Below are 17,472 nucleotides of genomic sequence, written 5' to 3'. Positions count from 1 at the left end.
CTTGACGCCCGCGCTAGAGGCCGAGCGCGCCGTGCGAGGCGCCTTCCTTGGAGATTACGATGAGCCATGGCTTGACCCCCGGACTGTTCACCGGGCCGAAGTGGACGCGCGGCCTTCTGCAGCTCGCCTTGCCGGCGATGGTGCTGCTCGCGTGCGGAGGCCCGTCGGGAGACCCGGCATCAGGGGGCGGCGACGCCTCGACCGTGGCGCCGGCGTCGGCCTCCTCGGGCGGCGGCGTCGACGCGACGGCGTCGGCCTCCTCGGGCGGCAATGGCGGTTCGGGCGGCAATGGCGGCTCGGGCGGCAACGGTGGCTCGGGCGGCAATGGCGGCTCGGGCGGCAATGGCGGCTCGGGCGGCAACGGCGGCGACGATGCGTCGACCGTGGCCTCCTCGGGCGGCACGAGCGGCGCTGGCGGCACAGGAGGCGATGACGCGTCGACCGTCGCGTCATCGAGCGGTACCGGCGCCTCGACGTCGACCGTGGCCTCCTCGTCGGCCTCCTCGAGCAGCGCCGGTGGCACGGGCGGCGGCGATGCCTCGACGTCGACCGTGGCCTCCTCGTCGGCCTCCTCCGGCGGCGGCGGCGGCGGCGCGGGTGGCGGCGATGCCTCGACGTCGGCCGTGGCGTCCTCGTCGGCCTCCTCGAGCGGCGCCGGCGGCATGGGTGGCGGCGATGCCTCGACGTCGAGCGTGGCCACCACCTCGAGCGGCACGAGCTCGACCACCTCGACCGGCACGGGCCCCCTCGCGAGAACGCCGGTGGAGCGGCACGGCCGCCTGAAGGTGATGGGCAACCGCGTCGTCGACGAGCACGGCGAAGAGCTCCAGCTCAAGGGCATGAGCATGTTCTGGAGCGTCTGGGAGGGCGAGAAGTTCTACAACGCGTCCGCCGTCGACACGCTCGTGAACGACTGGGATGTGACCGTCGTCCGCGCCGCGATGACCGCCAACACATCGGGGCTCGGCTACGTCAACAACCCGGACGCGGAGAAGCGGAAGGTCAAGGCGATCGTCGACGCCGCCATCGCCAGAGGCATCTACGTGCTCATCGACTGGCACGATCACGACGCGATCCAGCCCCGGAACAAGGAGGCTGCGAAGCACTTCTTCCGGGAGATGGCGACGGAGTACGGCGATGAGCCCGCCGTGATCTTCGAGGTGTTCAACGAGCCCGACACCGAGACCTGGGCGCAGGTGAAGGCGTATGCCGAGGAGGTGATCCGGGAGATCCGCGGCGCCGGCTCCGACAACCTCGTGATCGTCGGGTCGCCGAACTGGTCGCAGGACGCGGACGTCGCCGCCAACAGCCCGATCACGAGCTACGACAACATCGCCTACACGCTCCACTTCTATGCGGCGACGCACAAGGATGGGCTGCGCGCCAAGGCCACGACCGCGATGGCCAAGGGCCTCGCGCTGTTCGTCACCGAGTGGGGCACCTGCTCCTCCACCGGAGACGGCGCGCTGGATCTCGAGGAGGCGCAGCGGTGGCTCGACTTCATGGCCAGCAACAGCATCAGCTGGCTCAACTGGTCCATCGTCGACAAGGCCGAGTCCTGCGCCGCGCTCAGGCCCGGCGCGAGCGCCGGCGGCCCGTGGTCGGATGGCCAGCTGACCGATTCGGGGCGGTGGGTGAAGCAGAAGATCCAGGCGCCTTGACGCTGGAAGCCCGCCGAGGGGCGCCGTCGAGGCCGGGGGCGCTCCGCCCGGGTCGGTCGCGCGGCGCCACGTCGCCTCGGGCGCGGACAGCGAAGCTCCCGCGGCGCGCTTTCCGTTCCTTCGAGGCCTCCTCGAAGACCAGAGTCTAGCCCTCTCGCCTTCGCCTCGTTCACCAGGCGATCCGCGCTCGATCGGTTCACTCCCGCGCTTCCTCATCGACGACATTGCCCGAGCTCGGTGGATGAGTCAGGGTTTCGGCGACGCACACGGCCGCGCCTGCTCGGCGCGGTGACGGCGCGATGAAGGGATATGTCCTGTCCCTTCATCCCACTTCGTCCGGTCCTCGACAGAGGTCGTCTTCTCCCTCGAATCCCCCGCGCGAGCCGACGCGCTCGCGACACGGGGAGACGCCCGGCCGAGACGAGACAGGACGAGACGTCGATGCGCGCCCTGGACACGCGCTGTCTTTCTGAAGATGGGATGGCTTGAAGAGACTCGAACGATGCCGGGCGGAACCCCGTCGAGCGTCGGCGCTCGCGACATCCGCTCATCACAGGACGGACGAACATGCCGGCGACCCGCGGTGTCCCGCGAGGACGCTGGCTCGCGCCGCCTGTCATTCACCCGCGCAGCAGCGAAGGAGGCTTCCTCGTGATGGTTAGAGCTCGTTCTGGAGACCCGCGCACGGGCGAGATCGGGGCGTGGATACTCGGCGTCCTGATGGGTCTATCGTCAACCGCCGGCTGCTGGCCCGAGGGACGCGAGCCTCCGTGTTCGGGATGCGCAAGGCCCGGACCGTCTTCGTCGCTCGGGGACGGCGGGGCTTCGTCGCCCGGGAACGGCGGCTCATCGTCGCTCGGGGGCGGCGGGTCTTCGTCGCTCGGGGACGGCGGGTCCTCGTCGCCGGTCACGCCCGGGAGCGGTGACCCGCCGCCGGATCCGCCGGACGACGGCGCGACGCCCGCGCCAGCCGCTCCGCTGCCACCCGTCGGCTCGCTCCGAGGCGTCGCCGTCCCGGAGCCGCGCGACCTGTCCCGGTACGTCAAGAGCAGGGAGACGGCCGTAGCCCTCGGAAAGGCGCTGTTCTGGGACATGCAGGTCGGCAGCGACGGCGTGGCGTGCGCGACGTGCCATTTCCACGCGGGCGCCGACCACCGCAAGAGAAACCAGATCAACCCCGGGCTCAACAACCAGGATCCCGAGCGGCGCGCGAGGTTCGAAGCCACGAGGTCGGACGGGAAGGGCGGTCCGAACTACGCGCTCGTGGCAAGCGACTGGACTTTCCGCAGCGACTTCCCCGCGGATGCCGACGACGTCATCTCTTCACAGGGGGTGTTCCACGCTCGATTCAACGGCATCGCATCCGAGAGCGAGAAGGACGACTGCACGCTGCTGCCGGACGTCTTCCAGGTGCAAGGGGTGAACGTGCGGCGCGTCGAGCCGCGGCAGACGCCCACCGTCATCAACGCGGTGTTCAACTTCCGCAACTTCTGGGACGGACGCGCAAGCAACCATTTCAACGGAGTGAACCCGTTCGGCAGGCGAGATCCGGACGCCGCCGTCCACGCCGTGCGCGACGGCGTCCTGGTCCGCGAGCGGGTCGACCTGGAGAACTCGAGCCTCGCATCTCAGGCCGTAGGCCCGCCGATCAACCCCTTTGAGATGTCGTGTGAGGGGAGGACGTACGCTGACATCGCCGCGAAGCTCTTGCCGCGCAGGCCGCTCGCTGGCCAGATCGTGGACCCGACGGACAGCATCCTCGGCGAGCTCCGCGATTCGAGCGGAAAAGGGCTCGCTCCGGTCTACAGGGAGCTCGTCGAAGAGGCCTTCGTGGACGCGTACTGGCGGTCGGATCAGCGCGTCGGCGATCGGTCGCTCGTGGAGGCGAACTTCTCGCTCTTCTGGGGCCTCGCCATCCAGCTCTACGAGGCCACGCTCGTGTCCGACAACAGCAGGTTCGATCGCTTCGCCGACGGGGACAGCGCCGCTCTGAGCGACGAGGAGCGCGCGGGGCTCGCGATCTTCCAGGGCAAGGGCAGGTGCATCAACTGCCACCATGGTCCCGAGTTCACCAGCGCCGCCATCCGCCTGCAGCGCGAGGAGCAGGTGGGCGGTTTGATCTCGCGGATGCGGGTCGGGGACGGCGGCGCGGCGCTGTACGACAGGGGCTACTACAACATTGGCGTTCGGCCGTCCGAGGAGGATATCGGCGCCGGGGGGGTCGACCCCTTCGGTCATCCGTTCTCGTTCGCGCGGCAAGGGAAGCTGCTCGCCGCGGGCGAGGGCGCCCCGGACGGTTTCGGCATCGACCCGGCGTCGTTCGAGATCGAACCAGGGGTGCCGATCGCGCCGCTCGAGCGCGATGCGGTCGATGGCGCCTTCAAGGTCCCGACGCTACGGAACATCGAGCTGACGGGCCCCTATTTCCACAACGGAGGCGCGCTGACGCTGCGGCAAGTCGTCGAATTTTACAACCGTGGCGGCGGCCGGCGAGAACGGGAGGGCGGCGACACCACCGGGTTCGGGCCCAACGGGACGAACCTCGCGCCGAACATTCAGCCGCTCGGGCTGACGGAAGATGAGAAGAAGGCGCTCGTGGCGTTCCTGGCGACGCTCACGGACGAGCGGGTCCGGTTCGAGGAGGCGCCGTTCGATCACCCACAGCTGTTCGTCGTCGACGGTCACTTCTGGAATGAATGGACCGTGGTGGATGACGGCACGGGGCGTGCTCGCGAGAAGATCAAGGAGGTCCCGGCGGTCGGCGCCGGAGGGCGCAGGCCGAAGGACCTCCCTGGGCTTGCGCCTTTCAACCCGCTCTGAGCGCCCCCCGGGGCCGGCGGCGATCCCAACCTGCGGCGGAGCGCCCCCCGGGGCCGGCGGCGATCCCAACCTGGGTCGGCGATCCCAACCTGGGTCGGGTCGCCCCTCTCAACCTGGGCGATCCCAACCTGGGTCGGGTCGCCCCTCTCAACCTGCGGCGATCCCAACCTGGGTCGGATCGCCCCCCCTCTCAACCTGGGCGGCGATCCCAACCTGGGTTGGTCGGCCCCCCCTCAACCTGGGTCGCTTCCGCCTCAACCTGGGCCGGGTCGCTTCCGCCTCAACCTGGGCCGGGTCGTCCGCCTCAACCTGGGTCGGGTCGTCTCCCCCGGCGCCGGCGGCGGCGATCCCAACCTGGGTCGGGTCGCCTCCCTTCAACCTGGGTCGCCCCGCCTCAACCTGGGTCGGGTCGCCCCCGCCTCAACCTGGGTCGGGTCCGCTTTCACCTCAACCTGGGTCGGGTCCGCTGGGTCGGGTCGTCAACCTGGGTCGGGTCCGCTGGGTCGGGTCGCCACGAGATCGCTCCGCTGCGGCTCCTTCCGCGGCCGGCCCACGCGGCGCGGGCTCCCCTCGGCCTGCCGCTCGCCTCCGGCGTTCCACCCCCCTTTCGCCGGCTGCCTTCCGTCGGCGCTGTACCTGCCGTCCGTCTTCGGAGGAGGAGCCATCTCATCTCTGTCTTCGTCATCATCGTCGGAGGTGGCCGTCGCGCAGCCGCGCGATCGCCGTCGCGCCCTCGTGCCGCCTCGACCTCCCGCGCGTCAATCGGCTCCGCGTTCGCCCCCCGCGCCATCCCCTCTTCATCATCCAATCCACCACCCACACTGCCATCAAGAAAATTCACCACTTCCGCGAAAAAGCGCTCGCGCCCTGCATTTTACCGCATGAAACAACCTGAAAACATTCGAGCCGCCCCCGCGCCCGGGAGAATCGACACGAACACTCCGTCTCGGCGCAACCTTGTTCGTCGTGCGACAGGGCATTACGTACGCCCTGCGAGCCAAGGAGGGTGCTGCCGTGAGCCACGCGACAATCCCGGGATCCTCGTCATTCCTCCGCTCGCGATTCACCGAAAAAGTCGGCGTCCTGGCAGCCCTGAACGCGCTCCTCCTGGCGAGCGGATGCGAGGCAGGGGTCGACGATCAGCGGATCGCCACGCCTGAGGATCGCGCCGTCGTCGATCCGACGCCGGCGCCGCGCGACTTCAGCGGCCAGAACGCGCGGCACAGGGTCCTGGTCGCCGTGCTGGACACCGGCGTGGATTACAACCATCCTCTGCTCCTGCAGAACATCCACTTCTCGCTGGACGCCGCGGGGACGCCGGAAGGGCTGGGGCGCGACCTCATCGGCGACGACGCGTGGCCGACTCCCTATCTGGCGCGCACCTCGCGCTACGACGAGCGGCTCGACGAGCGCTCGCGCGCCGCCTCCATGGCCGCGTGGAAGACCGCCTCACGGCTGATCGACGCCTTTCCAGAGATGGCCCGCTTCTACCATCCGTCGCGCAACGTCGAGCAGGAGCTGAGCCACAAGGTCAACCACGGGACGCACGTGGCCGGGCTGATGGTCTATGACCGGCCCGATATCGGGCTCCTGGCCTATCGGGTGATGCCCAGCAACAGGGTCCCGAAGGACGCGAAGCCGTCCGGAGACGCCGTCGACAAACTGGCCCAGGAGACCTCCGCCGTCATCGAGGCTGCCGTGCGGGACGGGGCGCGCGTGATCAACATGTCATGGGAGGTGCCGGACGGCGACGCTCCCGGCCAACAGCAGATGCTCAGGACCTTGGCGAAGCGCCTCCGGAAGACCGTCCTCCGGCACCCGCGCGTGCTCTTCGTCGTCGCGGCCGGGAACTCCAAGGTCTGGCTGGACGGCAGCACGCGCGTGCACTACCCCTGCGGGCTCGACGCCTCCAACGTGCTCTGCGTGGGCGCGCTGCGCGAAAACAATGACCTGGCGGCGTTCAGCAACATCCCGCTGAGCGGCCTGGACGTGGTGTTCACCCTGGGCGAGGACGTGCTCTCCACGGTCCCGAGCGGCATCTGCCCCGTGAAGGAGACCGACGTCCTGAGAAAAGAGAATCCCAGCGATGACGATCTGAGGACCCTGGCCGAGGCCGCGGAGGCGCGGTGCGGGAGGTCGTTCTTCCTGGCGAGGATGAGCGGCACATCGATGGCCGCGCCCATCGTCTCCCACGTGGCAGCCGAGATCCTGCTCGACGAGCCCGATCTGATCGCCGCCGAGGTGATCCGGGCGATCTACCGCAGGTCCACGCGCAGCTTCATCGGCGCCCACCCGGTGTTCAAGCTCAGCATCCAGAAACCCTCCTGGTATGGCCTGGAGCCACGCTCCGGCGAGGACGACGAGGGCGTCGGCAGTGAACCCGGCACCGGCGGCGTGGCGGGCCTCGAGCTGGATCGACCGGGCGCCGCCGAGCCTGAAACCTGGGAGGCCTATCTGACAAGGTGATCGCCGGTGGAGGTTCTCCCCCGCGGAACCTACGACGGCGGCCGCCGCTTCGGCGGGCTCGGCCGCCTCAGCTCTGCGATCGGTGCGGGACGATGTCGTTGGCGATGATCTCGCCGAACGGCCCCGTGAGGTTCGGGCTGACGCCTGCGGTCCTCCGCTCGACGGGGAGCCGCGGGAAGAGCAGCTCGGCGACCCGATAGGCCTCTTCGAGGTGCGGATACCCGGACAGGATGAACGTGTCGATCCCGAGCGCCGCATACTCCTGCATGCGGCGCGCGACCGTCTCCGCGTCGCCCACGAGCGCCGTCCCGGCGCCGCCGCGCACGAGGCCGACGCCGGCCCAGAGGTTCGGGCTCACCTCGAGGGCGTCGCGCCGCCCCTTGTGCAGCGCCGCCATGCGCCGTTGCCCCTCGGAGTCGAGGCGCCCGAAGGCCTGCTGCGCCGCGGCGATGGTGCTGTCGTCGAGGTGCCGGATCAGGCCGTTCGCGGCGGCCCACGCCGCCTCGGCCGTCTCGCGGACGATGACGTGAAGGCGGATCCCGAAGCGCACCGCGCGCTGCTCGGCGGCCGCGCGGCGGCGCACGTCCGCGATCTTCTCGGCCACGGCGGACGGAGGCTCTCCCCAGGTCAGATAAACGTCGACGTGGCGCGCCGCGAGCGCGTGCGCCGCGGGCGACGACCCCCCGAAGTAGAGCGGCGGGTGCGGCGCCTGGAGCGGCGGAAACAGGATCTTCGCGCCCTTCACGCGCAGGTGCTGCCCCGTAAAGTCGACCGCCTCACCGGCCATGACGCGCCGCCAGATGCCGAGGAACTCGTCGGTGACGACGTAGCGCTCGTCGTGCTTCAGGAAGACGCCGTCCCCCTCGGACTCCGCCGGATCGCCGCCGGTCACGACGTTGACGAGCAGGCGGCCGTCCGACAGGCGATCGACCGTGGACGCCATGCGGGCGGCCCACGTGGGCGAGACGACGCCCGGCCGCACGGCGACGAGGAAGCGAAGCCGCTGCGTCAGCGGGATCATGGCCGACGCGACCGCCCAGGCGTCCTCGCACGATCGCCCGGTGGGGACCAGCACGCCGTGATAGCCGAGGTCGTCGGCGGCCTGCGCGATCTGACGAAGATAAGGGAGCGTGACGGGGCGCGCTCCCTCGGCGGTGCCAAGGTAGCGGCCGTCCCCGTGCGTCGGGAGAAACCAGAAGACGTTCATCGATGGAGAAGCTCCTCGCCCGTGAGTCGCCGGGTCAGGCGCGCGAGAGCACGATCCGCACCGCGCGCCGCCGCGCGCTGGAGCCCGCGGCGCCAAGGAACCTCGCCGGGCAGTCCGCCGCGACGCCGCTGCTGCCCCAGCAACATCAACGGCTGATCGACTGCTGCTGAATCAGCAATCGACTGCTCCTCCAGGGGCCCTCCCCGGCGGAGCGCCGCGCCTCGACCTGGCACAGGGGCTGCTGGACCGAGCTCACCACCTCGCATTCGTCATAGATGCAATTTTGCATCAAACATCGAATTTTACACGCTGACGTGGGTTGTGGAGGAGGCGAAAGAGCCCTCATGATCAGGTACATCTCGTTCACGACGGTCCGCTCCGCGCTGCTGGGCTGCGCAGCGCTCTCGAGCTTGTTGCTGCTCGGGTGCGGCCGCGACGGCGGCGAGGCGGGCGCCACGGGCGAGAAGGCGGCGAACGCCGGGCAGGCGGCCGAGGACACGCGGGCGGCGGTGGTGGTCCGGCTGGGGTACCAGAAGATCGGCACGCCGTTTCTCCTCAAGGAGCGCGCGGAGGCGCTGACGAAGGCGCTCGCGGCGAGGAACGCCCGCGCCGAGTGGGTCGAGTTTCAGGCCGGTCCTCCGCTGCTCGAGGCGATGCGCGCGGGCGCCGTGGACGTCGGCCACGTCGGCGAGACGCCGCCGGTGTTCGCGCAGGCGGGCGGCGTGCCTTTCGTCTATGCCGCCACCGACGCGCCGGCGCCCAGGGCCGAGGCGATCGTCGTCAAGGAGGACTCTCCGATCCGCACGCTCGCGGCCTTGAAAGGCAAGCGCGTCGCCCTCAACCGCGGCTCCAACGTGCATTACCTGCTGGTTCGGGCCCTCGAGAGCGCCGGGCTGACGCTGGACGACATCCAGGTCGTCTTCCTGGCGCCCGCCGACGCGCGGACCGCGTTCGAGGGTGGCAATGTCGATGCCTGGGTGATCTGGGATCCTTTCCTGGCAGCGGCCGAGCTCGCCGGGGCCCGTGTCCTCCAGGACGGCGAGGGGCTCGTCGACAACCGCCTCTTCTATGTCGTCCGGCGAGAGTTCGCGGAAGAGCGGCCGGCGATCGTGCAGATCGTGTTCGACGAGTACCGCGCGCTGAGCGCCTGGGAGGACGGGCACCGCGAGGAAGCCTCGCAGCTCCTCGCGAGATCTTCGGGGATCGCGTACGAGGCGTTCCTGCGGTCCGAGCACCGGCGCGCGTTCCAGATCCTGCCGATCACGCCCGAGATCGTGCAAAGGCAGCAAGCCATCGCCGATACGTTCCACAAGCTCGCGATCATCCCGCGCGACATCCGCGTCGAGGAGGCGCTCCTCCCGGGCGCCGCGATCGGAGGCGCGCGATGACGGCCGGCGAAGCGCCGGGCGGGGGCGGCGCGGGGCGCGAGATCGGCGTGCGCGTCGCGCCCTGGCTGGCCCCGCTGGCCCTCGTGATCCTCTGGGAGGTCCTGTCGCGGCTGCAGATCATCCCGAAGAGCCTGCTGCCGTCGCCCGTGGAGGTGCTCGTGGCCGCCTCGAACGCCACGAGGAGCGGCGAGCTGCCCGCGCACCTCGGCGTGAGCGCGCTGCGGGCGGCCTCCGGGCTCGTCGTCGGCGCGGCCGCCGGGCTCGCGCTCGGCCTCGGCACGGGGCTCTCGCGCCCGCTGCAGCTGGTCATCGACGGGCCGCTGCAGATGCTCCGGGCGATCCCCGCGCTGGCGCTCGTTCCGCTCGTGATCCTGTGGTTCGGGCTCGGCGAGACCGCGAAGCTCTTCATCGTCGCGATCACGGTGCTGTTCCCCGTCTACCTGAACACGTTCCACGGGGTGCGCAGCGTGGATCCGCAGCTCATCGAGATGGCGCGCGTCTACGACGTGCGGGGGTTCGCGCTCTACCGCGAGGTCATCTTCCCGGGCGCGCTCCCCTCGATCCTCGTGGGTCTGCGCTTCGCGCTCGGGCTCTCGTGGCTCGTGCTCATCGTCGCGGAGACCCTCGGCGCGAGCCAGGGCCTGGGCTATGTCGCGATGAACGCCCGCGAGTTCATGCAGATGGATCTCCTGGTGCTCACGATCGTGCTCTGGGCCATCCTCGGCAAGCTGGCCGACTCCCTCGCGCGGTGGCTCGAGCGCCGGCTCCTGCCGTGGCAGCCGCCGCTGCAGCGGCTCGAGGCGAGGTGAGCGAATGAGCGGTTCGGGCGATCAGACCGCCGGCGCGCGCGTCGTGCTGGAGCAGGTCGACAAGCGGTACGGCGACCGGCTCGCGCTCTCGGGCATCGAGCTCGACATCCGCCCTGGCGAGCTCGTGACGATCGTCGGGCGGAGCGGCTCGGGCAAGAGCACGCTGCTCCGCGTCCTGTGCGGCCTCGAGCAGCCGACGCGCGGCGCGGCGCGCGTCCTGGCCTCACGGGAGGTCGCGGCGCGCGAGGCCGTGCGCGTCGTCTTCCAGGAGCCCCGGCTGCTGCCCTGGCGCACGGTGCTGGAGAACACGTGCATCGGCGGGCCGAGAGGGCGCGACGCGCGCGCGCGCGACGTGCTCGACCGGGTCGGGCTCGGAGATCGGCTGAACGACTACCCGGGCGTGCTCTCGGGAGGTCAGCGGCAGCGGGTCGCCCTCGCGCGCGCGCTCGTCCACGACCCGAAGGTGCTGCTGCTCGACGAGCCGTTCGGCGCGCTCGACGCCCTGACGCGGATCGGGGCGCAGCGCCTTGTCGAGTCGCTGTGGGCGCAGCGCCGCTTCACGGCCATCCTGGTGACGCACGACGTGGAGGAGGCGGTCCTGCTCGGAGATCGCGTGCTGGTGTTCGACGAGGGGCGCATCGTGGAGAGCGTCGCGGTGGATCTGCCGCGCCCCCGGGCCAGGGAGGTCCCGGAGGTCGGCCGCCTCGCCGGCGTGCTCCTCGACGCGATCTTCAGGAGATCCCCGGAAGAAGGAGGGCTGTCACGGCGCGCCTCGCGCGAGGACGTTTCCAGGCATCCCGCGACACTCCTGGCCCCCACCGGCCTCGGGGTTGCTCGTCATTGACTGGATCCCTCGTTCGGACGCGACAGGCACCGGGGGAGCGTTCGCACCTTCGAGCTATTTCCGGACATCGGGCAATCGTACAGCCTAGTATGCCTTCGGCCGGCTTCCCCTGGCCGCCCGGCGCACGAGCTTCATCCGCTCGATTCCTCGGGGCTCGAACACGAGCGTCTCGGTCCAAGCCCAGGACTTGCCGCCGGGCCCCGTCGTGCCGGCAGCCTCGTAGTCGACGGTCGTGCGGGTGCCGACGGTGGAGAACGTGAGCTCGACGAGGACCTCCTGTTGATATGCTGTATCCGGCTTCTGCGAACATCTGCTCGGCATGTCTTCCCGGAACCAGCGGCGCAGGAGCTCCCGGTGTTTGTCCTCGCACTGATAGCCGAAGCCCAGGGCCGAGGTATACGGGCAGTCCAGGTGACCTCTCGCGTCGTCGGTCGGCAGCTCGGCCCACTCGCAGTGGCTCACGAGCTCGGCCGACACATACCCGACGGCCGCGCGCTCAGCCTCCGAGAGGCACGCAACCACGTCCTTGGCGACGACCGGCGTGCAACACCCCTCCGTCCAGTACAGCTTCGTGGGTCGGTCGTGCGGCGTGCACGACGACGCAGCGACGGAGGCGCTCGGTGCGGGCGCCGGATGCGGCGTCCCGGAGGGTTGCGGGGCGGAGCTCGACGATTGGATGGGGATCGACGTCTGCGCGGGCGCGCCGGACGAGCGCTCTCGCGTGCACGCCACGACGCACGCTGCGGTGACCAGGATGGCAAAGCGCCTTCGCTCCACGGCGGCCCGTGGCGCCCACGCGACCGTCACGTCGCCTGCGCGCCGAACGTCGGCGAATCGTGGCGAGGAGCGGGCGCCGCCTGCGGCTCGTCCGGCGCATCGGCTAGGGGGCTCGGCGTTCGCGGTGTGCGCACGGGTCCAGGTCAGCAGATGGCCGAGGCGATGGCCAGCGCGGCGCACCGCGGCCGCCCGCCTGGTGATCCCCGTCGGGGGGCCTGGTAAGGGTGGCCCAGGAGACCCTCCCTGCATGATGGCTTCGCGGCTCGCGCTCCTCCCCCTCCCGCTTCTCGTCGCTTCGTGTGGTCCCGCCGCCGGATCGGCCCCCGCGGCGCTCGCGCCGGCTTGGGTCGCCATCCCCCCCGCCCCGCTGGAAGCGCCCGCGCGCGCCGCGGGCGCGCCGGCCGTGGATCCCTCGGCCCCGCTGGCGTTGCCGATCGCCGCGATCCCGCCGGCAACCTGGGTCGAGCCGCCCCTCGGAGAGCAGGAGCGGGCGAGGGCCGGTCGGGACCCGTTCCGCGAGCACACCGAGATCGCCCTCGGCGAGCACGTCGCGATCCTCGCCGCGAAGGGAGGCGGCGCCGATCCCGCGGGCGGCGCCTTCGCGGTCGACGAGAAGCTCGGCGTCGTCGGCCCGCTGAAGCTTTCCGCACGCTTCACCTGGGTTGGCGTCGCCGGCCAGCAGATCGACGCGCTCTATGCGGCCACGCCGGAGGGCGCGCTCCACCGCGCCGCCGACGTCCGCGATGCGCTGAGGGCGGACGGCTTCGAGCCGCGCGGCAACGTGCCTGGCGCGACGGCCTGGGACGCCGCCGGTGCCCTTATCGCGGCCGCGGCGGGCGAGCGCGTCAGCGTCTCCGCCGACGAGGGCCGTAGCTTCACCTCGGCCGTGGTCGTGCCCGGCAAGGCGGTGCGCGCGGTGCTCGTGCGACCCGACGGCGTGCTCGCGGCCGTGGTCCAGGCACCGGCGCGCGGCCAGCAGCCGGCGGCGCCCGACACGTTCCTCTCGCTGGATCGCGGGCAGACCTGGAAGCGATCCGCGTTCCAGCCGCGCGCGATCGAGCGCGCAGGATCCTGGATCTGGAACGGCGATGCGAGCTGCCCCGCCGTGCTGAGCCGCGACGGCCGGGCGTGGACGAGGACCGCTGCTAAGTCCTTATATACCACGTCCTTATACGCCCGACCCACGTTGGGCATCGCGCTGCACCTCTCCCCCGCGATCCGCGCCATCGAGGCCGGCTGGCTCCGCTCGTCCGTCGCCCCGCCAGCACCCGAGCCGCCCCGGCGCGGCGACGCCGCGGTCGGGCGGGAGCCGCGGTGCAAAAGCGACGACGGGGGCGTCGTGGGCGGTATCGGACTCATGGGCGCGGCTGGCGTCTCGTGCGGAGGCGCGCTCTGCCTGCTCGAAAGCGCCACGCCGCAGCCGCAGCCGACACGCACACGGATCGCGACGTTCGGCGACGGGATCTGCGAACCGACGAGCGCGCGACCGCCCGGCAGCGACTGCGCCGCGCACCTCACGCGGCCACCGACGTTCGCGGTCGTCGACCACATCGCGAGCACCGTGACGCCCGTCGCGGCGCCCGAGGGGTGCCCGCAGCCGGTCGCGCTGCACGCCGCGGCCGGCATCGGCGTGCTGCTCTGCCGCGGAGGCAGCGGAGGCGCGACCCTCTTCGTGCGGGGCGCGCAAGGTGCATGGCACGCGGAGGGGAGCCAGGCGACCCCGGCCGAGGCCCTCAAGTGGGTCGCCGCGGCGCCGGATGGCACGCTGCTCCTGCTCGAGCCGACGCCGCCCGCAAGCGCCCGGCATCGCGAGCCGCTGCAGGCGCTCGTGCGAAGCCCGCTGCCGCTCGGCGCACCGCAAGCGTGGCGCCGGGTCACGGCGCCGGACGGCGTCGCGGCGCTTCCCGCTCCCGGCGGCGCGGCGCTCCTCGCGAGCTCGCCCGCGGCCTCGGCCGGCAGACGCCTCGATGTGACGCTGGATCGCCCAGGGCAGCCGGCGCTCACCCTGGCGCGCGACGTCGAGGTCTCCCAGGACCTGACGCTGATGGAGATGCGGGACGGGCAGGTGCGGTTCCGCGTGCGTCCAAATCCTGCGCCGGACGTCAAGGCAAGGCTGGGCCCCCGACCGCCCGAGCCGCGGGGTCCGCGCTGGCACGTGCTGACCCACGGCGGGGAGCTCGTGCCGGAGACGCCCACTGGGCCGACGCCTCCGACCGGGGGGCGCCGGCTCGACCCTGCGGGGCGCTAGCGCCGCGCCCGCGCGGTCCCTCGCGTCGCGGGACCCAACCACGTCACGGCCCTGGGCCGTCGCGGGACCCAACCACGTCACGGCGATGGGATAGCCGTAGACGCCCCCCACCGCCGTCGCCTGGGTCAGCGGTCCCGGAGAAGCCGGACCATCCGCCGACGAAGCTCCTCGTTGCTCTCGCGCCTCGCAGCCTCGTTCAGCAGCTCGATCGCCGGCCCGCGCAGGACGGCGGCGTACTCGAGCCCTTCGATCGCCAGCCTCCGGGCGATCTCACACGGCAGGGACAGCGCGGCGGTCCACACCGCGCCGTCGTAGAGACAGCCGCGCAGGCCGCTCAGGAGCGGCCTTGCGGCGGCAGCGTCGTCCCTCACGATCGCACCCCTGAGCCTCGCCGTCAGCCGCATCCTCGCCTGGTCCGAGCACGTGGCCCCGCACGCGGCGATGGCCAGCGCCGCGATCTCCTCGTCGGGATCGGAGGTGAAAGGCCACACCGCATGGAAGAACGGGGTTCCGCCGGTCGCCACGGCCCCGAGGGCGCGGAGCAGCGCCTTTTTCCGGGCCAGGGACGCGGTCTGGAGGCGCGGGAGCAGGAGCGCTTGATCCACGGTGAACTCGCGCCCAAGCCTGTCGAGGAACGCAGCGCAGTCCTCCTCGGGCAGGCGGTCGAGCGCCTCGATCCGCGCCTCGGGAACCGGGGGAAGTCTGGCCTCCTCCCCGGACTCGAACGCTTCTCTGGCCCCGTCGAGCACCTCGGCGAGCGCCCTCCGGACCGAATCCTTGTCCCAGGCCTCCGCCGCCCGCGCTTCCAGCTTCAGCGCGGCCAGCAACGCCTCGCCGGCGTGCCGGTGCTGCCCTGGATTCCTGACGACGAGGGCCGCCATCACGGGGCGCGCCGCCACGGATCGGGAGCGGCGAGGGCACGCTGGAACGCCGACTCGGCCTCGGGAACGCGGTACTCGCGGAGGACGAGCGACGCGGCGTGGAGGTCCCACAGCGACGCCGACCGCTCGATGAACCGCTCGATCGAGGCGATGACGTGGGGATCGCTGGGTTCGTAGCCCGAAATGACGTGCTGGAGCACCGGCAAGATGTCGCTATCCAGGCCGTCCGGGTCCTGCGCTGCCAGGGGCGACACGAGGAGCGGAACATCGCCCGGGCGACCGGCTACCCACAGGACGAGGAGCGCGCTCCTGTGATTCCTGCTGTGTTGCCCGGGCGGGCCCCTGAGCGCCTTGATCGCCTGGACGCGCATCGCCCCGGCGATCTCGTGCGGGGGGTTGTCTGGTCCCCACCGGGTCTCGGCCTGGCGTCGCTGGAAGTACTGGAAGAGCCGGTTGATCGCCTCGCGGGAGCCGGACCTGAGCACGATGCGCGCGAGCCTCACCCGCTCCTCGTCGCTCATGGCCGACGTGAGGAGATCTTCGGCGATCGCGTGCGCCCGCCGCCGGAGCGGCCGCGCTTCGGGCGAGGTTGTGGGGCGCGGACGGCGCTTTCGGTCCGGGCTCATGCCAGAGCCCATGGATCCTATCAGCATCCGTTCGACGCGACAGGGGTTCCCTGCGCGAGCAGCCAGCACGGCTCACACTTCAACGTGCTACGCGGCTCGTGAAGCACGCGCGCTCCACCTGGCAGGATGGATCTCCTGGGACTGGAGCCGTTAGCATGGTGGATGCATGCCGCAGCAGTCACCGCCCGAGCCGCAGCAGTCACCGCCCGAGCCGCAGCAGTCACCGACCGAGCCGCAGCAGTCGCCGACCGAGCCGCAGCAGTCGCCGACCGAGCCGCAGCAGTCGCCGACCGAGCCGCAGCAGTCGCCGACCGAGCAGCCCTTCTCGCTGACAGACGGCGCCCTCGCCGCGTTGGTGGCCACCGGCTACGGCGTTCCGGCGCTCGCGGCGCTGCTCTTCGGTGCGGGCCTGCTGGTCCGACTCGATGCCGCGATCTTCGTCGCTGGAGCGCTCGGGCTGGCCGGTTGGATCGGCCTGACCGTGTGGACATACCGCGCGATACGGCGCCGGGGGCGCGCCCCCTTCCTGGTGGCGGCCGAGGTGCTCACGCTGCTCCTCCTGCCCGCCTGGGGCATGGCATACAGCCACGATGCCCCCGAGACGTGCGCTGTCCCGGCATGCGACGTCGGCACCACGGCGTTCCGGCCGCTCGCCGAGCCGGAAGTCCACGGCTTGATCGCGCTGCACGCCCTCACCGCGCTCGCCTATGTCGTGTCACGGCGCCGGAAAGAAGGGCTGCCTGGCCCTGCAGAGCTCGTCGTCCATGCTGCGCTGCTCGTCGGAATTGCGCTCCACGTCCTGCTGGCGGTGCACTTCGGCCCCTGGGTGGCGGCCGGCCTGCTCGTGCCGCCGCTGCTCCTGCCGTGCGTCGCGCCGGTGTTCACTGTCGTCTTCTATTCCGCCGAGGTGCGCGCTCGCCTCTTGAGGCGGGGCGTCGAGGCCAGCGCGCCCGCTCCGATGGCCACTGCCGATCCCGCTTATCGCGTGGGGCCGCCACAAGTCCCGCTCCCGCCGCCGCCCGCGATTCACCGACCCACGTTGTGGCGCGCCCTCGCGGCTTCCCCGCTCCTGCTCGGGGTTCACGCCGTCCTGCACGCGGCCTGGCTGGGCCATCCGGCAGCCGCGCTCCAGGTCTTCACCCGCACGTGCGGGTACACGCTGTCGCAGCTCCCGATCGTGAAGCTGCCCGGCGATTGCCACTACCTGTGCACCGTCGCCGCGCGCGGCCACGCCTGGCTTGTGCGCCCGATCCGGCTCGGACGGCGGGGCGGCACGCCGATCCTCGTCAATCGCCAGCTCGCCATCGCCAACGCCTTCGAGGATCTACTGCACGAGCGCTGGCCGCGCTTCGGCCGCGCGGCGCGCCAGCTCTACGACCGGATGGGGCTGCCCGTGAGTCGATACATCGGCGCCGCTTGGGCTGCAGATCTCGTCTATCTCGCGATGAAGCCGCTGGAGTGGGCGTTCTACCTGACGCTCCTGCTGCTCGACCCGCGCGCCCCCGAAGAGCGGATCGACCGTATGTACAGGTGAGAGCGGCCCAGCGGCCCGACCACCCACCCGACCGACCCAGGTTGCGGCCCGACCCGACCCACCCACCCGACCGACCCAGGTTGAGCCATCGAACCATCGCACCACCCACCCGCACGACCCACCCGCGCACGACCCACCCGGGTTCAGCCATCCGAAGGCGTACGCAAGAGGAGACTCGACCCGGGTTGTCGGTCCCCGGATCTGCGCGCCC

The 17,472-nt window shown here is 71.4% G+C and carries 14 protein-coding genes; 9 read left to right on the top strand and 5 right to left on the bottom strand.

The features are described from left to right. Window positions 1-13 precede the first annotated feature (13 nt). Window positions 14-739, bottom strand: a complete 726-nt coding sequence (locus ACSRUE_RS23815) for a hypothetical protein (RefSeq protein WP_441293010.1) — start codon at window positions 737-739, stop codon at window positions 14-16. Here ACSRUE_RS23815 and ACSRUE_RS23810 point away from each other — a divergent pair. The 3 genes from ACSRUE_RS23810 to ACSRUE_RS23800 all read left to right on the top strand — a co-directional run bounded on the left by ACSRUE_RS23810 (window position 693) and on the right by ACSRUE_RS23800 (window position 6,947). Further along, the gene (locus tag ACSRUE_RS23810; RefSeq protein ID WP_441293009.1) at window positions 693-1,661 is read left to right on the top strand and encodes a glycoside hydrolase family 5 protein; all 969 of its coding nucleotides are present in this window, start codon (window positions 693-695) and stop codon (window positions 1,659-1,661) included. The genes ACSRUE_RS23815 and ACSRUE_RS23810 overlap by 47 nt on opposite strands. 1,092 nt (window positions 1,662-2,753) lie before the next feature. After that, window positions 2,754-4,481: a cytochrome-c peroxidase gene (locus tag ACSRUE_RS23805; RefSeq protein WP_441293008.1), complete on the top strand. Its 1,728-nt coding sequence runs from the start codon at window positions 2,754-2,756 to the stop codon at window positions 4,479-4,481. A 1,014-nt stretch (window positions 4,482-5,495) separates the two neighbouring features. Then, complete coding sequence (locus ACSRUE_RS23800; RefSeq protein WP_441293007.1) at window positions 5,496-6,947, top strand: S8 family serine peptidase; 1,452 nt, start codon at window positions 5,496-5,498, stop codon at window positions 6,945-6,947. 67 nt (window positions 6,948-7,014) lie between these two features. Here the strand turns inward: ACSRUE_RS23800 and ssuD are convergent, their stop codons facing one another. After that, window positions 7,015-8,154 (bottom strand): FMNH2-dependent alkanesulfonate monooxygenase, encoded by a 1,140-nt coding sequence (ssuD, locus tag ACSRUE_RS23795; RefSeq protein ID WP_441293006.1) that lies wholly within the window; start codon window positions 8,152-8,154, stop codon window positions 7,015-7,017. A 2-nt stretch (window positions 8,155-8,156) separates the two neighbouring features. Between ssuD and ACSRUE_RS23790 the strand changes: the two genes are divergently transcribed. From ACSRUE_RS23790 to ACSRUE_RS23775, 4 genes are all read left to right on the top strand, one after another. Beyond that, a complete protein-coding gene (locus tag ACSRUE_RS23790) occupies window positions 8,157-8,324 on the top strand; it encodes a hypothetical protein (protein WP_441293005.1) in 168 nt (55 codons plus the stop codon). Between the two features lie 174 nt (window positions 8,325-8,498). Further along, window positions 8,499-9,542: a sulfonate ABC transporter substrate-binding protein gene (locus ACSRUE_RS23785; RefSeq protein ID WP_441293004.1), complete on the top strand. Its 1,044-nt coding sequence runs from the start codon at window positions 8,499-8,501 to the stop codon at window positions 9,540-9,542. After that, window positions 9,539-10,351 carry an ABC transporter permease subunit gene (locus ACSRUE_RS23780; RefSeq protein ID WP_441293003.1) on the top strand — a complete coding sequence of 271 codons (813 nt, stop codon included), beginning with the start codon at window positions 9,539-9,541 and terminating at the stop codon, window positions 10,349-10,351. The genes ACSRUE_RS23785 and ACSRUE_RS23780 overlap by 4 nt, the downstream gene beginning before the upstream one ends. Window positions 10,352-10,355: 4 nt before the next feature. Beyond that, window positions 10,356-11,195 carry an ABC transporter ATP-binding protein gene (locus ACSRUE_RS23775; protein ID WP_441293002.1) on the top strand — a complete coding sequence of 280 codons (840 nt, stop codon included), beginning with the start codon at window positions 10,356-10,358 and terminating at the stop codon, window positions 11,193-11,195. Between the two features lie 84 nt (window positions 11,196-11,279). Here ACSRUE_RS23775 and ACSRUE_RS23770 read toward each other — a convergent pair whose 3' ends face one another. After that, the gene (locus ACSRUE_RS23770; RefSeq protein WP_441293001.1) at window positions 11,280-12,002 is read right to left on the bottom strand and encodes a hypothetical protein; all 723 of its coding nucleotides are present in this window, start codon (window positions 12,000-12,002) and stop codon (window positions 11,280-11,282) included. Window positions 12,003-12,219: 217 nt separating this feature from the next. Here ACSRUE_RS23770 and ACSRUE_RS23765 point away from each other — a divergent pair, with 217 nt between their 5' ends. Beyond that, window positions 12,220-14,220, top strand: coding sequence for a hypothetical protein (locus tag ACSRUE_RS23765; protein ID WP_441293000.1), 2,001 nt, complete (start codon window positions 12,220-12,222; stop codon window positions 14,218-14,220). A 125-nt stretch (window positions 14,221-14,345) separates the two neighbouring features. Here the strand turns inward: ACSRUE_RS23765 and ACSRUE_RS23760 are convergent, their stop codons facing one another. Next, a complete protein-coding gene (locus ACSRUE_RS23760) occupies window positions 14,346-15,104 on the bottom strand; it encodes a hypothetical protein (protein ID WP_441292999.1) in 759 nt (252 codons plus the stop codon). Next, window positions 15,101-15,727, bottom strand: a complete 627-nt coding sequence (locus ACSRUE_RS23755; protein WP_441292998.1) for a hypothetical protein — start codon at window positions 15,725-15,727, stop codon at window positions 15,101-15,103. The genes ACSRUE_RS23760 and ACSRUE_RS23755 overlap by 4 nt, the downstream gene beginning before the upstream one ends. A 166-nt stretch (window positions 15,728-15,893) precedes the next feature. Here ACSRUE_RS23755 and ACSRUE_RS23750 point away from each other — a divergent pair, with 166 nt between their 5' ends. Next, a complete protein-coding gene (locus ACSRUE_RS23750; protein ID WP_441292997.1) occupies window positions 15,894-17,261 on the top strand; it encodes a DUF6688 family protein in 1,368 nt (455 codons plus the stop codon). Window positions 17,262-17,472 lie beyond the last annotated feature (211 nt).

It is taken from the genome of Sorangium sp. KYC3313 (assembly GCF_052075895.1).
GTDB classification, from domain to species: Bacteria; Myxococcota_A; Polyangia; order Polyangiales; family Polyangiaceae; genus Sorangium; species Sorangium cellulosum_B.
The sequence above is the reverse complement of the archived record's forward strand: the minus strand, read 5'-3'. Positions and strand labels throughout refer to the sequence as shown.

Coding starts and splice junctions, on each gene's coding strand:
- ACSRUE_RS23805 (WP_441293008.1), top strand. CDS start 2,754: ATGCAGGTCGGCAGCGACGGCGTGGCGTGCGCGACGTGCCATTTCCAC.
- ssuD (WP_441293006.1), bottom strand. CDS start 8,154: ATGAACGTCTTCTGGTTTCTCCCGACGCACGGGGACGGCCGCTACCTT.
- ACSRUE_RS23790 (WP_441293005.1), top strand. CDS start 8,157: ATGGAGAAGCTCCTCGCCCGTGAGTCGCCGGGTCAGGCGCGCGAGAGC.
- ACSRUE_RS23785 (WP_441293004.1), top strand. CDS start 8,499: ATGATCAGGTACATCTCGTTCACGACGGTCCGCTCCGCGCTGCTGGGC.
- ACSRUE_RS23780 (WP_441293003.1), top strand. CDS start 9,539: ATGACGGCCGGCGAAGCGCCGGGCGGGGGCGGCGCGGGGCGCGAGATC.
- ACSRUE_RS23775 (WP_441293002.1), top strand. CDS start 10,356: ATGAGCGGTTCGGGCGATCAGACCGCCGGCGCGCGCGTCGTGCTGGAG.
- ACSRUE_RS23765 (WP_441293000.1), top strand. CDS start 12,220: ATGATGGCTTCGCGGCTCGCGCTCCTCCCCCTCCCGCTTCTCGTCGCT.
- ACSRUE_RS23755 (WP_441292998.1), bottom strand. CDS start 15,727: ATGAGCCCGGACCGAAAGCGCCGTCCGCGCCCCACAACCTCGCCCGAA.
- ACSRUE_RS23750 (WP_441292997.1), top strand. CDS start 15,894: ATGCCGCAGCAGTCACCGCCCGAGCCGCAGCAGTCACCGCCCGAGCCG.